Raw genomic sequence first — 14,363 nt, 5'->3', positions numbered from 1 at the left:
GAGACCAGGGCGACTGCCACGCCTCCGACGGCCCGTGGGCTGAGCCCCCGCGGGGGCTAGAGGGCGAGCAGCTCCTTGGTCGTGATGGTGAGTAGCTCGGGTCCGCCGTCCGCCTGCGGGCGGACGACGAGTGTGTCGTCGATCCGGACACCGCCCCGGCCCGGGAGATGGACCCCCGGTTCGACGGTGACCGGCACACAAGCGTCCAGTTTACCCACGGCCTCGGGCGACAGCCGAGGGTCCTCACCGATTTCCAGGCCGACCCCGTGCCCCGTCGACTCCCCCAGCGCCGCGCCGTGCCCCGCCGCCGCCAGCACCTGGCGCGCGGCGCGGTCCACCTCACGGCACTCGGTACCCGGCCCCAGCGACTCCCTGGCAGCCCGCTGAGCGGCGAAGACGGTGTCGTAGAGCTCGATCTGCCAGGTCTCGGGCGCGGTGCCGATGACGAAGGTGCGGCCGATCTGGCAGCCGTATCCGCGGTAGCGGGCACCCAGCCGCACGGAGAGGAAATCCCCCTCCTCCACCCGCCGGTCGGTCGGCCGGTGGCCGGGCAGCCCGGAGTTGGGGCCGGCCGCGACCGAGGTGGGCAGTGCGGCGCCCTCGGCGCCGTGATCGATGAGCCGGCGCTCCAGCTCCAGCGCGAGATGCCGTTCGGTACGCCCCACCAGGATCGACTCCAGCAGCTCGCCGAGAGCCTGATCGGTGATCTCGGCGGCGACCCGCAGCGCGGAGATCTCCTCCTCGTCCTTGATCACCCGCTGCTGTTCCACCGCCAGCCCGAGGTCCGCGAGCCGCACCGAGGGGGCGACGGCCGCCAGTGCCCGGTGCCGAGCGACGGTCAGATGGTGCTCCTCCACGGCCAGCGCACCGGCACCGCTCCGCTCGGCGATCCCGGCGGCGGCCACGGCGGCGTCGTACCCGGCAGCGCCGAGCGCCTCGGCGGAATCCGTCCCGCTCGGCACCTCCAGCGTGAGCTCGCGCAGGTCGTCGGCCGGGTGGGCGCCGTTGGCCGGGCCCTCCCCCGCAGCCGACACCAGGGTGTCGGCGCCGTCCGGCCCCAGCAGCAGGACGCTGCCGGGTGCGGCGCGGCCGGTCAGATACCGGACATTGGCGGGTCGGGAGATCAGCACCGCGTCGGCGGGGCCGTCGTGGGCGGTGCTCGCCGCGCAGCGGTCACGCAGCCGGGCACGGCGGGACACATGCACCTCGGACATATGCCGAGGGTACGCAGCGCCCGGCCGGACGGCCGCCCGGACACGGCCGTGCGGGCGATCCGGGAACGATCGTCAGCTCAGCTGCCGGACGGCGGTGCGGCCGGTGCCGGAGCCCCGGGCCGCCCCGGGGCCCGGCGGGCGCCCGGGAAACACCCTCGAGAGGGCACCCGGAACAGCGCTGCCGCCGCCGGTCACCAGCTCACCGGGCTGGCCAGGCTGCGGGCGACCACGTTGTCCAGCATGCGTGCGGTGCTGGCCACGTCCTGGCGCGAGTTGTCGATGATCGGCAGCCCGGAGCTGTACCAGCCCGCCATCCGGCCGTGGATGTGCGCCACCTCCTCGTCGGAGAGCCGTCTGTTGCCGGTGCGCTCCGCGTTCCGTTCCAGGACGATGTCCAGCCCGGGCAGCAGCACCACGGGGATGAGGCCGGGGCCCACGTGCCGCTTCCAGCCGCCGAGCCCGATGACGGGCCAGTCCGGGAAGACCGCGTCGTCCAGGATGCAGGAGATGCCGTTGGCCAGGAAGTTGCGGGCCGCGAAGCCGCAGGTCCGCCGGGCCAGCCGGTACTGGGCCTCGGAGTTCTCGTTCCAGCCCGTCTGCGGGTCGGCGAAGCCCGAGTGGACCCACTCGCGTACGTCGTCGAGGCTGATGTGGGCCGTGGGGACCGCCCGGTGCCCGGCCCAGTAGCGGGCGACCGTGGTCTTGCCCGCACCGGCCGGCCCGATCAGCAGGACGGCGACCGCGGCCCGGGTGGCGTCCAGCTGGGCCGGGGTGGCGCCGGGGGCCGGGACCTCGACCGGCGCACCCGGAGGGAGCTTGACGTGGCCCGTCGCCTCTCCCCCGGGCGGAGCGCTGCCGGGCTGCGGGGGTGCGCCCGCGGGGGGCGCGGGCGGCGCGGGGTCGGACGGAGTCCCGTCCGGGACGGGATGCGGATGCTGCTGAGGCGGCTGCGCAGGATGCGGCGGTTGAGTCGGCGGGGGGGCCGGCGCGTGCGGGCGGGGCGGCTGCGGCGGAGGTGCCTGGTGGTGCGGGCGCGGCGGTGGCGGCTGCGGCTGGGGGTGCTGCGGCGCCGGTTCCGGCGCCGAACGGGCACCGGGGGCCGGCGGGGGTGCGGACCACTGCGCCCCGAAGCCTCCGTAGGCGCCTCGGGCACCGTTGTGCTGCATCCGGACCCCAACTCCGTCCCGCGTGTGAAGGCGCTGCGGCGCAACGCCGAGTGTTGTGCGAATACTGACGGTACCTTCCCCGTCCGTCTCCGTGTGAACGGCCGGATCCGCTCCCGAGTGCCCGACGCACGCGCCGGGCACCCCGGTTCCCACGCGACCGGCCGCCCCGGCCGCCCCCGCCGGGCGGGCGGGGGCCGGAGCCCGGGCGGCAGGGGTGTCAGGCGGCGATCTCGGCGTGCGCGGCCAGCAGCATCGCGGGGTCGGGGCTCTCCAGGACGGCCGGCTTGGCCAGCCCCTCCAGCACGATGAAGCGCAGCCGGTCGCCGCGTGACTTCTTGTCGACCTTCATGGTGTCCAGCAGCTTGGGCCACTGGTCGCCGCGGTAGCTGACGGGCAGCCCCACCGATTCCAGCACCGCGCGGTGCCGGTCGGCCGTCGCGTCGTCGAGGCGGCCGGCGATCCGGCCGAGTTCGGCCGCGAAGACCATGCCGACCGAGACGGCCGCACCGTGTCGCCAGTCGTAGCGCTCGTTCTTCTCGATCGCATGGCCGAGCGTGTGCCCGTAGTTGAGGATCTCGCGGCGGCCCGACTCCTTCAGGTCCTCGGAGACCACCTCCGCCTTCACCCTGATCGAGCGTTCGATCAGCTCCGCGGTGTGCGGGCCCTGCGGAGTCCGCGCGGCCGCCGGATCGGACTCGATGAGCTCCAGGATGGCCGGGTCGGCGATGAAACCCGCCTTGATGATCTCCGCGAGGCCGCTGACGTAGTCGTGCACCCCCAGCGACTCCAGCGCCGCGAGGTCGCACAGCACCCCGGCGGGCGGATGGAAGGCGCCCACCAGGTTCTTGCCCTCGGCGGTGTTGATACCCGTCTTGCCGCCCACCGCGGCGTCCACCATGCCCAGCACGGTGGTCGGCACCGCGATCCAGCGCACCCCGCGCAACCAGGTGGCCGCGACGAAACCGGCCACGTCGGTGGTGGCCCCGCCGCCGACGCCGACGATCACATCGGTGCGGGTGAATCCGGTCTGCCCCAGCGCCTTCCAGCAGTAGGCCGCGACCTCCGCGGTCTTGGACTCCTCGGCGTTGGGCAGCTGGACGGCGATGGCCTCGTACCCCTGTTCCGCCAGATCGTCGCGCAGCGCCTCCCCGGTCGAGGCCAGCGCCTCGGGGTGCAGGACGGCGACCCGCCGCGCGTCGGCGCCGATCAGACCGGGGAGTTCGCCGAGCAGTTGCCGCCCCACGAGCACCTCGTAGGGGTCGGTGCCCGCGGTGCCGCCGACGGCGATCCGGGTGACGGCGGAGTCCTGGGTTGTCATTGCTGCTTCTCCGGCTGGGTGGACGGTGGCTGAAGGGCGGTGAGGATCTCGTCGGCGACCTGGTCGGGCGTGCGGTCCTCGGTGCTGACCACGACGCGGGCCACCTCGGTGTACAGCGGCCTGCGCTCCTCCATCAGCCTGCGCCACTGCTGCCGCGGGTTGATGACGAGCAGGGGGCGCGGAGCGTCCAGCCCGACGCGCTTGACGGCCTCGGTCAGTCCCATCTCCAGGAACACCACCGGCCGCCCGGTCAGCAACGCCCTGGTCTCCTCCGCGAGGACGGCGCCGCCGCCGAGGGCGAGCACTCCGCGGTGCTCGCGCAGCGCGGCGGCCACGGCCGTCCGCTCCAGCTCGCGGAAGTGCGGCTCACCCTCCTCCAGAAAGATGTCCGAGACGGACTTGCCCGCCTGCTCCGCGACATCCTGGTCGGTGTCGCGGCAGGTCACACCGAGCCGCTCGGCGAGGAGCGCGCCGACGGTGGATTTGCCGACCCCCATCGGGCCGACCAGCACGACGAGGGGGCCGGTCACCGGATCTCCAGGTTGTCGAGGAAGCCACGGACGTTGCGGCGGGTCTCGGTGACGCTGTCCCCGCCGAACTTCTCGGCCACCGCGTCCGCCAGCACCAGCGCCACCATGGCCTCGGCCACGATGCCCGCCGCCGGCACGGCACACACATCGGACCGCTGGTGGTGCGCCGTGTCGGCTTCGCCGGTGCGTACGTCGACGGTGGCCAGGGCCCGCGGCACGGTCGCGATCGGCTTCATCGCGGCGCGGACCCGCAGCAGCTCACCGGTGGACAGCCCGCCCTCGGTTCCGCCGCTGCGCCCGGAGGAGCGGCGGATGCCGTCCGGGCCCGGGACGATCTCGTCGTGCGCCTGGGAGCCGGGCACCCGGGCCAGGGCGAAGCCGTCGCCCAACTCCACGCCCTTGATGGCCTGGATCCCCATGAGCGCCCCGGCCAGCCGCGCGTCCAGCCGCCGGTCCCCGTGCACGTGCGAGCCCAGTCCGACGGGTACGCCGTGCGCCACGACCTCGACGACGCCGCCGAGGGTGTCGCCGTCCTTGTGCGCCTGGTCGATCTGCGCGACCATCGCCTCGCTCGCCGCGGCGTCCAGGCAGCGCACCGGGTCGGCGTCCAGCCGGGCCACATCGCCGGGTTCGGGGACGGTGCCGTACGGCGCCTGCGCCGCGCCCAGTTCCACCACGTGCGAGACGATCTCGACGCCGGTGGTCTCCCGCAGGTACGAGCGTGCGACCGTGCCGAGTGCGACACGGGCCGCGGTCTCGCGGGCCGAGGCGCGCTCCAGGACCGGCCGGGCCTCGTCGAAGCCGTACTTCTGCATGCCCGCCAGGTCCGCGTGGCCGGGCCGCGGCCGGGTGAGGGGGGCGTTGCGGGCCGACTGCTCCAGTTCCGCGGGGTCGACCGGATCGGCCGCCATCACCTGCTGCCACTTGGGCCACTCGGTGTTCCCCACCATGACCGCGACCGGGGAGCCGAGGCTGAGTCCGTGCCGTACGCCGCCGAGGAAGGTGACCTCGTCCCGCTCGAACTTCATCCGGGCGCCGCGGCCGTAGCCCAGGCGGCGCCGGGCCAGCTCGTCGGCGACCATGTCGGTGGTCACCGGCACACCGGAGGGCAGCCCCTCCAGGGTCGCCACGAGTGCGGGGCCGTGCGACTCCCCCGCGGTCAGCCAGCGCAACCTGCTCAACGGTGCTCCTCTCGGCCGCTTCGCGGCCCGTCCACGTTCCTGCGCACGATCCTCCCATGCCGCCGGGGAGGCGCTTGCCCCAAGCCCGCACCGTCCCGCCATGTGAACAGCACCCCGGAGCGCTGACCGGCCCGCCGGGCCCGGCGGGAGCCGGCCGGGCGGCCGCAGGGTCACCCCGCGCGGGCCGCCAGTTCCGCCTCGCCGGCCGCCCGCATGGCGGCGAGTGGTGCGGGGCTGCGGCCGGTCATCAGCTCCACCTGGAGCACGGCCTGGTGCACCAGCAGGTCGAGACCGCCCAGTACCGGGCCGTGCCAGGCGGCGGCCAGCGCGGTGGGCCACGGGTCGTAGAGGACGTCGAAGAGGGTGCCGCCCGCGGCGGGCGCGGCGGCGGCGAGTCCGTCGGTGGCGCCCGCGGGAGTGGTGGAGACGACCAGCGGGGCCGCCAGCCCCTCGGCGGCCCGTGCCCAGTCGGCCGTGCGTACGGGTACGCCGAGCCGCTCCCCCCAGCCCCGCATCTCACGGGCCCGCTCCGCGCTGCGCACATAGACGGTGATCTCGCCGGTCCCGCCGGTCCCGCCGGTCCCACTGCCGTCGCCGCTGCCGTCCGCGCGGATCCGCGCGAGGGCGGCCAGTGCCGAGGACGCGGTGGCGCCCGCGCCCAGCACGGTGGCGCTCTCCACGGAGCGGATGCCCCGCTCCCGGAGCGCGGCGACCATGCCCGGGACATCGGTGTTGTCCCCGGTGCGGCGCCCGTCCTCGGTGAAGAGCACGGTGTTGACGGCTTCCACGGAGGCGGCCGTCGGGCTGATCCCGTCGAGCAGCGGGATGACGGCCCGCTTCAGCGGCATGGTCAGGGACAGCCCCGCCCAGCGGCCCGCCCCGTCGTCCAGGCCGGCGAGGAAGCCGCCGAGGCCCTGCTCGTCCACCTGGTACCGGCCGTAGGTCCAGTTGCCGAGGCCCAGCTCGGCGTAGGCGGCCCGGTGCAGGACCGGCGAGAGCGAGTGGGCGACCGGTGATCCGAGGACGGCTGCGCGCCTGGCCTCCTGTCCGGTGGTGGCCGGCATCAGCCCCCGTCCTCCTTCTTCTTGCGCTGTTCCTCGTTGAAGTCTTCGACGTTCTTCTGGTGTTCCCGCGCGCTGTCGGTGAAGCGCGTGTCGCCGGGCTTGACCGTGACGAAGTACAGCCAGTCGCCCTCGGTCGGCTCCAGCGCCGCTTCGATCGCCTGGTGCCCGGGATTGCCGATCGGGCCCGGCGGGAGTCCCTTGTGCAGGTAGGTGTTGTACGGCGAGGGGTACTTGGTGTCCGCGACCGAGGTGTTCAGGGTCGAGCGCCCCATCGCGTAGTTGATGGTGGAGTCGAAGCCCAGCCGCATGTCCTTCTCGAGACGGTTGTGGATCACGCGGGAGACCTTGCCGAACTCGTGGTCCTGCTGGGCCTCCGCCTGGACGAGCGAGGCGACGGTGAGGACCTCCTTCGGCGTCTTGCCGCTCTTCTCGGCCTTCTCCTCCAGCCCGGTCCTGGCGTACTCGGACTCGGCCCGCTTGACCATCTTGCGCAGCACGTCCCGCGGCTTGCTCGCCTTGCCGATGCTGTACTTGGAGGGGAAGAGGAAACCTTCCGGCTTGCCGTCCGCCCAGTCGGGCAGGCCGATGTCGCCGGACTCGGCGGCCTTCTTCGTGGTCCCCTCCGCCACGTCCAGCTTCTTGTCGATCTCGGCGTAGATCTTCGAGGCCCGCCAGCCCTCCGCGACGATGAGGCCGTTCTGGCTGGCCGGGTCGAGCATCATCGCCACGGCGTCCGCGCCGGACATCCGCTTGCGGAGCGTGTAGGTACCGGCCTGGATGCTCTGCGCCTTGGCGTTGGCGTCGGCTGCTTCCACGAAGGCACCGGGGCTCTTGACCACGCCCCCCTTCTCGAGGACCTGCCCCATCTCGGCGAGCGAGGCGCCCTCCGGGATGTCGACCATCACCTCGCCGGAACCGCTGCCCGAGTAGTCGGGCGCCGCACCGAAGTGGCTCTGGTAGAAGTCGTGGCCGACATACCCGACGACCCCCACCCCGGCCACGAGGGCGACGGCGATGACCAGCCCGCAGCCGCGCCGGCCCTTGGTCCTGCCGCCGCGCTCCCGGCCCCGGCGGCCCCGGTCGCCGCGCTCGTCGTGGTCCCCGAAGTCGCCGTCTTCGTCGTAGTCCTCGTCCCGGTCCGCGAAGAAGGCGTGCTCGCCCTGGTCGGGGCCCGGGTCCCAGCCCGTCTCCGGGTCCGGTTCCGGCGCCTCCCGCGGCCGGGGCACCGGCTGCTGCTGCGGGTCGGCGGGAGCGGGCGGATAGCCGCCCTGCCCCCCGTAGTGGCCGGTCCGCGGGTCGGCCGGATACTCGCCTGTGTGGTACTCGCCGGTGTGGAATTCACCGGCGTGGTATTCACCGGTCGGGTACTCGCCGGTGTGGTGGCCCCCGGGGTACGGGCCGGAGGGGTACCCGCCCGTCGCGTACGGATCGCCCGGGTACTGCGGATGCGGGCCGACAGGGTATCCGCCCGTGCCGTGGCCCGCTTCGGGGTGGGCACCGGCCGGATACCCGGGCTGATACCCGCCGGTGGCGTACTCGCCGGTCGGGTACTCGCCCGTGGAGTGGCCACCGGTGCCGTAGCCGTCCGCGGCGTACGGGTCCGCGTAGTGCCCGGCGTACGGCGGCGCCGGGTGGCCGGGATCGTATCCGGCACCGCCGGCGGGGACCTGCTGACCGGTGCCGTCCCAGCCGCCGGGGGCGTACTGCTGCGGGTGGTACTGCTGCTCGGCGTGCGGGGGCCCGGGGTGGCCGGAGTACTGCCCCTGCTGCGGAACCTGCTGCCAGCCGCCCTGGTACCCGGCCTGCTGGGCCGCGTGCCACTCCTGGTCCCCGTAGAGGGGGTCGTCAGGGTGCCACGGTTGGGAGCCATGGCCCTGGTCGTACTCAGTCATCGATCCCCTTGCCACGCGAGAGCGGCAGCCGTGACGCCCCGAAGCTGCCCCGGGGGCCTCGCACGGACGAACCGGATGCGGGACGCGCCGGGAGGGTGCAGCGGCGGCTGCCGTGTCGCGCGGAACGTTACCGTACAGCGATCAGACAACCACTTCGACGCACTGCCCCGGCGGCCGGCCGGAGGTCCGCTCGGTCTCCAGCGCGCTCTGCAGGATCACCACGGCGGCCGCCTGGTCGATCCGTGAACGTCCCTTTTTGGCACCGACACCGGAGGCCCGCATCCCCTGCGCGGCCGTGACCGTCGACAGCCGTTCGTCGACGAGCCGGACCGGAACCGGTGTGATGTTTTTCGCCAACTCCTGCGCGAAATCACGGACCTTGGCGGCCGCCGGGCCCTCGCCGCCGTGCAGCGAACGGGGCAGCCCGACGACGACCTCCAACGGCTCGTACTCCGCGACCAGCGACGCCAGCCGGCGCCGGGCGGCCGGGACGTCCCGCCCCGGAACCGTCTCCACCGGAGTGGCCAGAACCCCGTCGGGGTCGCTGGAGGCGACCCCGATCCTGGCGTCCCCGACGTCCACGGCGAGCCGCCGGCCGCGCCGGAAGGGCGCCGCCTCCTCGGACGGCACGGCGCCGGGGACCATCAGGCGTTGCCTCCGGCCTCGGCGACCAGCCGCTCGACCGCCGCCACGGCCTCGTCCACGGCCTCCGGGTTCTGCCCGCCGCCCTGGGCGACGTCCGGCTTGCCGCCGCCACCGCCGCCGAGCGTCTTGGCGGCCGCACGCACCAGATCACCGGCGCGCAGCCCGGACTCCCGGGCCGCCTCGTTGGTGGCGATGACGGTGAGCGGACGCCCGCCCGTGACGGCGAACAGCGCGACCACGCCAGGGCGGCTGCCGAGCCGCTGGCGGACATCCAGCACCAGGGTGCGCAGGTCGTCGGCGGTGGTGCCGTCCGGCACCCGGGCCGCGGCCAGCGCGGTGCCCCGCACGTCCTTGGCTTCCCCGGCGATCCCCGCGGCGGCCTGCAGCACCTTCTCGGCGCGGAACCGCTCGATCTCCTTCTCGGCGTCCTTCAGCCTGCCCAGCATCCCGGAGACCCGCTCGGGCAGGTCCTCGGAGCGGCCCTTGAGCAGCTCGGTCAGCTGCGAGACGACGGTGTGCTCGCGGGCGAGGAACTTGTAGGCGTCCACCCCGACCAGCGCCTCGACGCGGCGCACGCCCGAGCCGATGGACGACTCGCCCAGCAGCTTGACCAGGCCGAGCTGCGCGGTGTTGTGCACGTGCGTGCCGCCGCACAGCTCCTTGGAGAAGTCTCCGATGGTGACCACGCGCACGGTCTGCCCGTACTTCTCGCCGAACTCGGCCAGCGCGCCCTGCTTCTTGGCGTCGTCGATGCCCATGTACTCGGCGTGCACGTCCAGCTCGCGGGCCAGCACCTCGTTGATCTTCTGCTCGACGTCGGTGAGCACCGTGCCGGGTACGGCGGCGGGCGAACCGAAGTCGAAGCGGAACCGGCCCGGGGCGTTCTCCGAACCGGCCTGCGCGGCCGTCGGACCGAGCGCGTCGCGCAGCGCCTGGTGGGTGAGGTGGGTGGCGCTGTGCGCCCGGGCGATGGAGCGGCGCCGGTCCCCGTCGATCTCCGCGTAGGCGGACGCGCCGACGGTGACCTCGCCGACCTGGACGGAACCCTTGTGCACGCTGACACCGGGCACCGGCTGCTGGACGTCGCGCACCCGGACGACGGCGCCGCCCTCCAGCCGGATGCGGCCGGTGTCGGCGAGCTGGCCGCCGCCCTCGGCGTAGAACGGGGTGCGGTCCAGGACGACCTCGACCTCGTCGCCCTCGCCGGCGGCGGGTGCGGAGACTCCGTCGACCAGCAGGCCGACGACCGTGGCCTCACCGGAGGTGCCGGCGTAGCCGGTGAAGTCGGTGGAGCCGGCGGTGTCGGCGATCTCGCGGTAGGCCGACAGGTCGGCGTGGCCGGTCTTCTTCGCCCTGGCATCGGCCTTGGCGCGCTCCCGCTGCTCCTTCATCAGCCGGCGGAAGCCCTGCTCGTCCACCGACAGCCCCTGCTCGGCGGCCATCTCCAGGGTGAGGTCGATGGGGAAGCCCCAGGTGTCGTGGAGCTGGAAGGCCTTGTCGCCGGGCAGCACGGTGCTGCCCGCGTTCCGGGTCTCGGTGACGGCGGTGTCGAGGATGTTGGTACCGGCCCTCAGCGTCTTGAGGAAGGCGGCCTCCTCGGCGAGCGCGACGGCCTCGATGCGCTTCCGGTCGGTGATCAGTTCCGGGTACTGCCGGCCCATCGTCGTGATGACGACGTCGATCAGGTCCTCGACGACCGGGCCGGTGGCGCCCAGGATGCGCATGTTGCGGATGGCGCGGCGCATGATGCGGCGCAGCACGTAGCCGCGGCCCTCGTTGCCGGGGGTGACCCCGTCGCCGATGAGCATGACGGAGGTGCGGATGTGGTCGCAGACCACGCGCAGCGACACGTCGGTGTCCTCGGCGGCGCCGTAGGCGACCCCGGTCAGCGCGGTGGCCTTGTCGATGACGGCGCGCGAGGTGTCGATCTCGTACATGTTGTGCACGCCCTGCAGGACCATCGCCAGGCGCTCCAGGCCGAGCCCGGTGTCGATGTTCTTGCTGGGCAGCTCGCCGAGGATCTCGAAGTCGGTCTTGGTGGTGCCCTCGCCGCGCTCGTACTGCATGAACACGAGGTTCCACAGCTCGACGTACCGCTCGTCGTTGACGGCGGGGCCGCCCTCGGGGCCGAACTCGGGGCCGCGGTCGTAGTTGATCTCCGAGCACGGCCCGCACGGGCCGGGTACGCCCATGGACCAGTAGTTCTCCTCCATGCCCAGGCGCTGGATGCGCTCGGGGGGCACGCCGACGACCTCGCGCCAGATGCGCTCGGCCTCGTCGTCCTGCTCGTAGACGGTGATCCACAGCCGCTCGGGGTCGAGCCCGTAGCCGCCCTGCTCCGGCGAGGAGGTCAGCAGCTCCCAGGCGAGCTTCGCGGCCCCCTCCTTGAAGTAGTCGCCGAAGGAGAAGTTGCCGCACATCTGGAAGAAGGTGCCGTGCCGGGTGGTCTTGCCGACCTCTTCGATGTCCGGCGTCCGCACGCACTTCTGCACGCTGGTGGCCCGCTGCCAGGGCGGGGTGACCTCGCCCAGGAAGTACGGCTTGAACGGCACCATGCCGGCAGGGACCAGCAGCAGCGTCGGGTCGTCCGCGATCAGCGACGCCGATGGCACCACATGGTGCCCCCGCTCCTCGAAGAAGCGCAGCCAGCGGCGGCGGATTTCAGCCGACTCCATCAGTGGTCCTCATTCCGGTCGTTCGGGTGGTCGGGGGTGGACTGGTGGTCCTGGTGGTCCGGTTGGGCGGGGAGCGCACCACCGGGCGGCCGGGCGGCCTGCCCGCGCAGCACCGTCCGCTCCTGCTGCCGCGGGAGCGGGGCGGCCGGGCCGGCCGGGAGCTCCCGGTGCCGGTCGGCCTCCTCGGCTGCCGACAGGCCGAGCGCGTCCTTGAGTTCGCCCTCCCGCTGGGCCATGCCCGCGCGCACGTCGAGTGCGAACTCCCTGAGCCGGTGGCCGCCTTCGACGGCCTTGTCGGCGGCGCGCAGCGCCAGCGCGTCCGGCGCGAGGCTGCGGATCTTGCGCTGGACCTTGGTGGTGGCCCAGACACCGGCTGCGGCGCCGGTGGTGAACCAGAAGGCTCGGCGGATCATCCGGGCTCAGCCCCTTCCACGCTTGCGGCCGCCGCGGCGGCCGGCGGGTACGGTACGGCCGACGACCACACCGCGGCCCGCGCGCGCCTCCCGCTCCGGTCCGTCCTTGCGCCCCAGGGCGCGGCGCACGCCGTAGCCGAAGGCGGCGACCTTGACGAGCGGGCCGCCGAAGGTGGTCGAGACGGTGGAGGAGAGCGCCGAGGCGTTGGAGGTGACCTCCTGGACGTCCGTCGCGATGGCGTCGACGCGGTCGAGCTGGGTCTGCGCGGAACGGACGGTCGCCGACGCCTCTCCCAGGAGGGGGACCGCCTGTTCCGTCACACCTGTCACCAGCTTGGTCGCCGCCCTGAGCGTCTGCGCGAGCCTCACCAGCACGACGGCGAGGAACGACACCAGGATCGCCCAGAAGACGGCCACGAGGAGGCCGGCCACTTCTCCACCGGACACGCTGCACCGCTTCCCTTGAGGTCATGGGGGTCGGCCGCCGCTCGCCGGGTGGCCGACCGCGGCGGCGTACGCGGTACCGACCTTATCGCGCCGGACCGCCGCGTCCGTACCGCATTCCGGTGCGGCGCGGGCGCACCGCACCGGCGCGTACGCGCCGCGGAGCGCCCGGGAACGCCGCAGCCCGCCGTGCCCTTGCCGGAGGGAACCGGCGTCGGGCAGGCGGGCTGGCGGGGCCGGCCGCAGCGGGACGGTCAGCGGGCGTAGTACTCGACCACGAGCTGCTCGTCGCAGATCACCGGGATCTCCTTGCGGTTGGGGTCCCGGTCCAGACGGAAGGCGAGCGCCTGCAGGTTGACCTGGAGGTAGCGCGGGGTCTCGCCCTCGCCGGCGTAGCCGCCCTCGCGGGCGACCTGGAAGGGGTACTTGGTGCGGCTGCGTTCGCGGACCATCACCACGTCGTCGGGACGGACGCGGAAGGAGGGCTTGTCGACCTTGCGGTCGTTGACCGCGATGTGGCCGTGCACCACCATCTGCCGGGCCTGGTAGATCGTGCGGGCCAGGCCGGAGCGGAGCACGAGGGCGTCCAGCCGCCGCTCCAGCTCGATGACCAGGGCCTCACCCGTCTTGGCTCCGGTCTTGCGGGCGCGCTCGTAGGCGCGGCGCATCTGGCTCTCGCTGATGTCGTACTGGGCGCGCAGCCGCTGCTTCTCCAGCAGCCGGACCTTGTAGTCACTGTTCTGCTTGCGGCCCCGGCCGTGCTCCCCGGGCGGGTACGGGCGCTGTTCGAAGTACTTGACGGCCTTCGGGGTCAGCGCGACGCCCAGGGCACGCGACTTCTTGACCTTGGGACGCGACTGGTTCACGTTGAACGGACCTCCGTGTAAGTTAGGTGAGCCTTACCTTAGCTGAGGAGCACGCATGTTTCGACCTGGGATCCCCCTGCCCGGCACCGACGCCGAGGAGGAACAGCCGCGTCCCGTGGAAGACGCCCGGCAGCCGACCGCCGCCGAACGTGTACGAACCCTCGCACAATCCAGCGTATCCGCCCTGCTGACCATTCCCGGAGCCGAGCCCGACCTGCGGGAACCCGGCTCCGGGATCCCCCAGGCCCACACCGTCACCCCCGAGGGCGACATCCTGCTGCTGGTCGCCGCGGACTCACCGGAGGCCCGGATGAGCGCGTACGCACAGGACGACGACCTCACCGCGGTGATGGAGATCACGGATGTGGCACCCGTCTCCGTGCCGCACCGGGTGCGGGGCCGCGCCTGGATCGCCGGCTGGCTCACCCCGGTACGCGGCGAGGACCGCGCGGTCTGCGCCCGGCTGCTCGCCGAAGCCGCACCCGCGGCCCCGGTCGCGGGGACCTCGCGGCGGATGCTGCGGCTGGAGGTCGGCGAGTGCTGGATCGACGACCTGTGGGGCGCCGAGTCCGTGGAGCCCGACGCCTTCGCCGCCGCCGCGCCCGACCCGCTCGCCGGCCACGAGGCGGAGCTGCTGCAGCACCTGGCCGCCGCCCACCGGGAGCAGGTGCACGGGCTGTGCGCCTGCCAGGGGTGGGAGCAGGCGGTCCCGGTGGCGCTCGACCGGTTCGGGCTGCGGGTGCGCGGCTGGAGCGCGCAAGGAGCCTGCGCCGACGCTCGCTTCGACTTCGCCGAGCCGGTCGGCACGGTGGCGGAGCTGCGCCGCGCGATGCACGGCCTGTTCGCCGCGGGCGGCTGACGGACCCGCCCGCGGGCCCGGAGAGCGGCCCGGCGGCCACCGCGGGCCACGCGGCGGCCGGGGCCGTCGCGGCGCGGCAGGTGTCCGGGCCCGGAG

The 14,363-nt window shown here is 73.7% G+C and carries 13 protein-coding genes; 1 reads left to right on the top strand and 12 read right to left on the bottom strand.

The annotated features are described in order from the left end of the window. Nucleotides 1–56: 56 nt before the first annotated feature. The 12 genes from A949_RS0111440 to rpsD all read right to left on the bottom strand — a co-directional run bounded on the left by A949_RS0111440 (nt 57) and on the right by rpsD (nt 13,408). On the bottom strand, nt 57–1,214 hold the full coding sequence (locus tag A949_RS0111440) for an aminopeptidase P family protein (protein ID WP_019356146.1): 1,158 nt from the start codon (nt 1,212–1,214) through the stop codon (nt 57–59). A 191-nt stretch (nt 1,215–1,405) separates the two neighbouring features. Then, nucleotides 1,406–2,380 carry an AAA family ATPase gene (locus A949_RS0111435; protein ID WP_019356145.1) on the bottom strand — a complete coding sequence of 325 codons (975 nt, stop codon included), beginning with the start codon at nt 2,378–2,380 and terminating at the stop codon, nt 1,406–1,408. 217 nt (nt 2,381–2,597) lie between these two features. Continuing rightward, nucleotides 2,598–3,698: a 3-dehydroquinate synthase gene (aroB, locus tag A949_RS0111430; protein ID WP_019356144.1), complete on the bottom strand. Its 1,101-nt coding sequence runs from the start codon at nt 3,696–3,698 to the stop codon at nt 2,598–2,600. Continuing rightward, nucleotides 3,695–4,228 carry a shikimate kinase gene (locus A949_RS0111425; RefSeq protein WP_019356143.1) on the bottom strand — a complete coding sequence of 178 codons (534 nt, stop codon included), beginning with the start codon at nt 4,226–4,228 and terminating at the stop codon, nt 3,695–3,697. Before A949_RS0111425 ends, aroB begins: the two co-directional genes overlap by 4 nt. Continuing rightward, nucleotides 4,225–5,409 carry a chorismate synthase gene (gene aroC / locus A949_RS0111420; RefSeq protein WP_026004558.1) on the bottom strand — a complete coding sequence of 395 codons (1,185 nt, stop codon included), beginning with the start codon at nt 5,407–5,409 and terminating at the stop codon, nt 4,225–4,227. The genes A949_RS0111425 and aroC overlap by 4 nt, the downstream gene beginning before the upstream one ends. A gap of 170 nt (nt 5,410–5,579) precedes the next feature. Next, nucleotides 5,580–6,473: a shikimate dehydrogenase gene (locus A949_RS0111415; protein WP_019356141.1), complete on the bottom strand. Its 894-nt coding sequence runs from the start codon at nt 6,471–6,473 to the stop codon at nt 5,580–5,582. Further along, nucleotides 6,473–8,365: an endolytic transglycosylase MltG gene (gene mltG / locus A949_RS0111410; RefSeq protein ID WP_019356140.1), complete on the bottom strand. Its 1,893-nt coding sequence runs from the start codon at nt 8,363–8,365 to the stop codon at nt 6,473–6,475. Before mltG ends, A949_RS0111415 begins: the two co-directional genes overlap by 1 nt. Nucleotides 8,366–8,506: 141 nt before the next feature. Next, nucleotides 8,507–9,010 (bottom strand): Holliday junction resolvase RuvX, encoded by a 504-nt coding sequence (gene ruvX / locus A949_RS0111405; protein WP_019356139.1) that lies wholly within the window; start codon nt 9,008–9,010, stop codon nt 8,507–8,509. Beyond that, nucleotides 9,010–11,685, bottom strand: a complete 2,676-nt coding sequence (gene alaS / locus A949_RS0111400) for an alanine--tRNA ligase (RefSeq protein WP_019356138.1) — start codon at nt 11,683–11,685, stop codon at nt 9,010–9,012. Before alaS ends, ruvX begins: the two co-directional genes overlap by 1 nt. Continuing rightward, complete coding sequence (locus A949_RS0111395) at nt 11,685–12,098, bottom strand: DUF6167 family protein (RefSeq protein ID WP_019356137.1); 414 nt, start codon at nt 12,096–12,098, stop codon at nt 11,685–11,687. The genes alaS and A949_RS0111395 overlap by 1 nt, the downstream gene beginning before the upstream one ends. 6 nt (nt 12,099–12,104) lie before the next feature. Further along, the gene (locus A949_RS0111390; protein WP_078534385.1) at nt 12,105–12,545 is read right to left on the bottom strand and encodes a DUF948 domain-containing protein; all 441 of its coding nucleotides are present in this window, start codon (nt 12,543–12,545) and stop codon (nt 12,105–12,107) included. A 251-nt stretch (nt 12,546–12,796) separates the two neighbouring features. Continuing rightward, the gene (gene rpsD / locus A949_RS0111385) at nt 12,797–13,408 is read right to left on the bottom strand and encodes a 30S ribosomal protein S4 (protein ID WP_019356135.1); all 612 of its coding nucleotides are present in this window, start codon (nt 13,406–13,408) and stop codon (nt 12,797–12,799) included. A gap of 55 nt (nt 13,409–13,463) precedes the next feature. Between rpsD and A949_RS0111380 the strand changes: the two genes are divergently transcribed. Beyond that, the gene (locus tag A949_RS0111380; protein WP_019356134.1) at nt 13,464–14,267 is read left to right on the top strand and encodes a hypothetical protein; all 804 of its coding nucleotides are present in this window, start codon (nt 13,464–13,466) and stop codon (nt 14,265–14,267) included. Nucleotides 14,268–14,363: the final 96 nt, after the last annotated feature.

This window comes from Streptomyces sp. AA1529 (assembly GCF_000280905.1).
In the GTDB taxonomy this organism is placed as follows: domain Bacteria; phylum Actinomycetota; class Actinomycetes; order Streptomycetales; family Streptomycetaceae; genus Streptomyces.
Note: the sequence above shows the minus strand (reverse complement) of the source record. Positions and strands in the feature narration are given on the sequence as shown.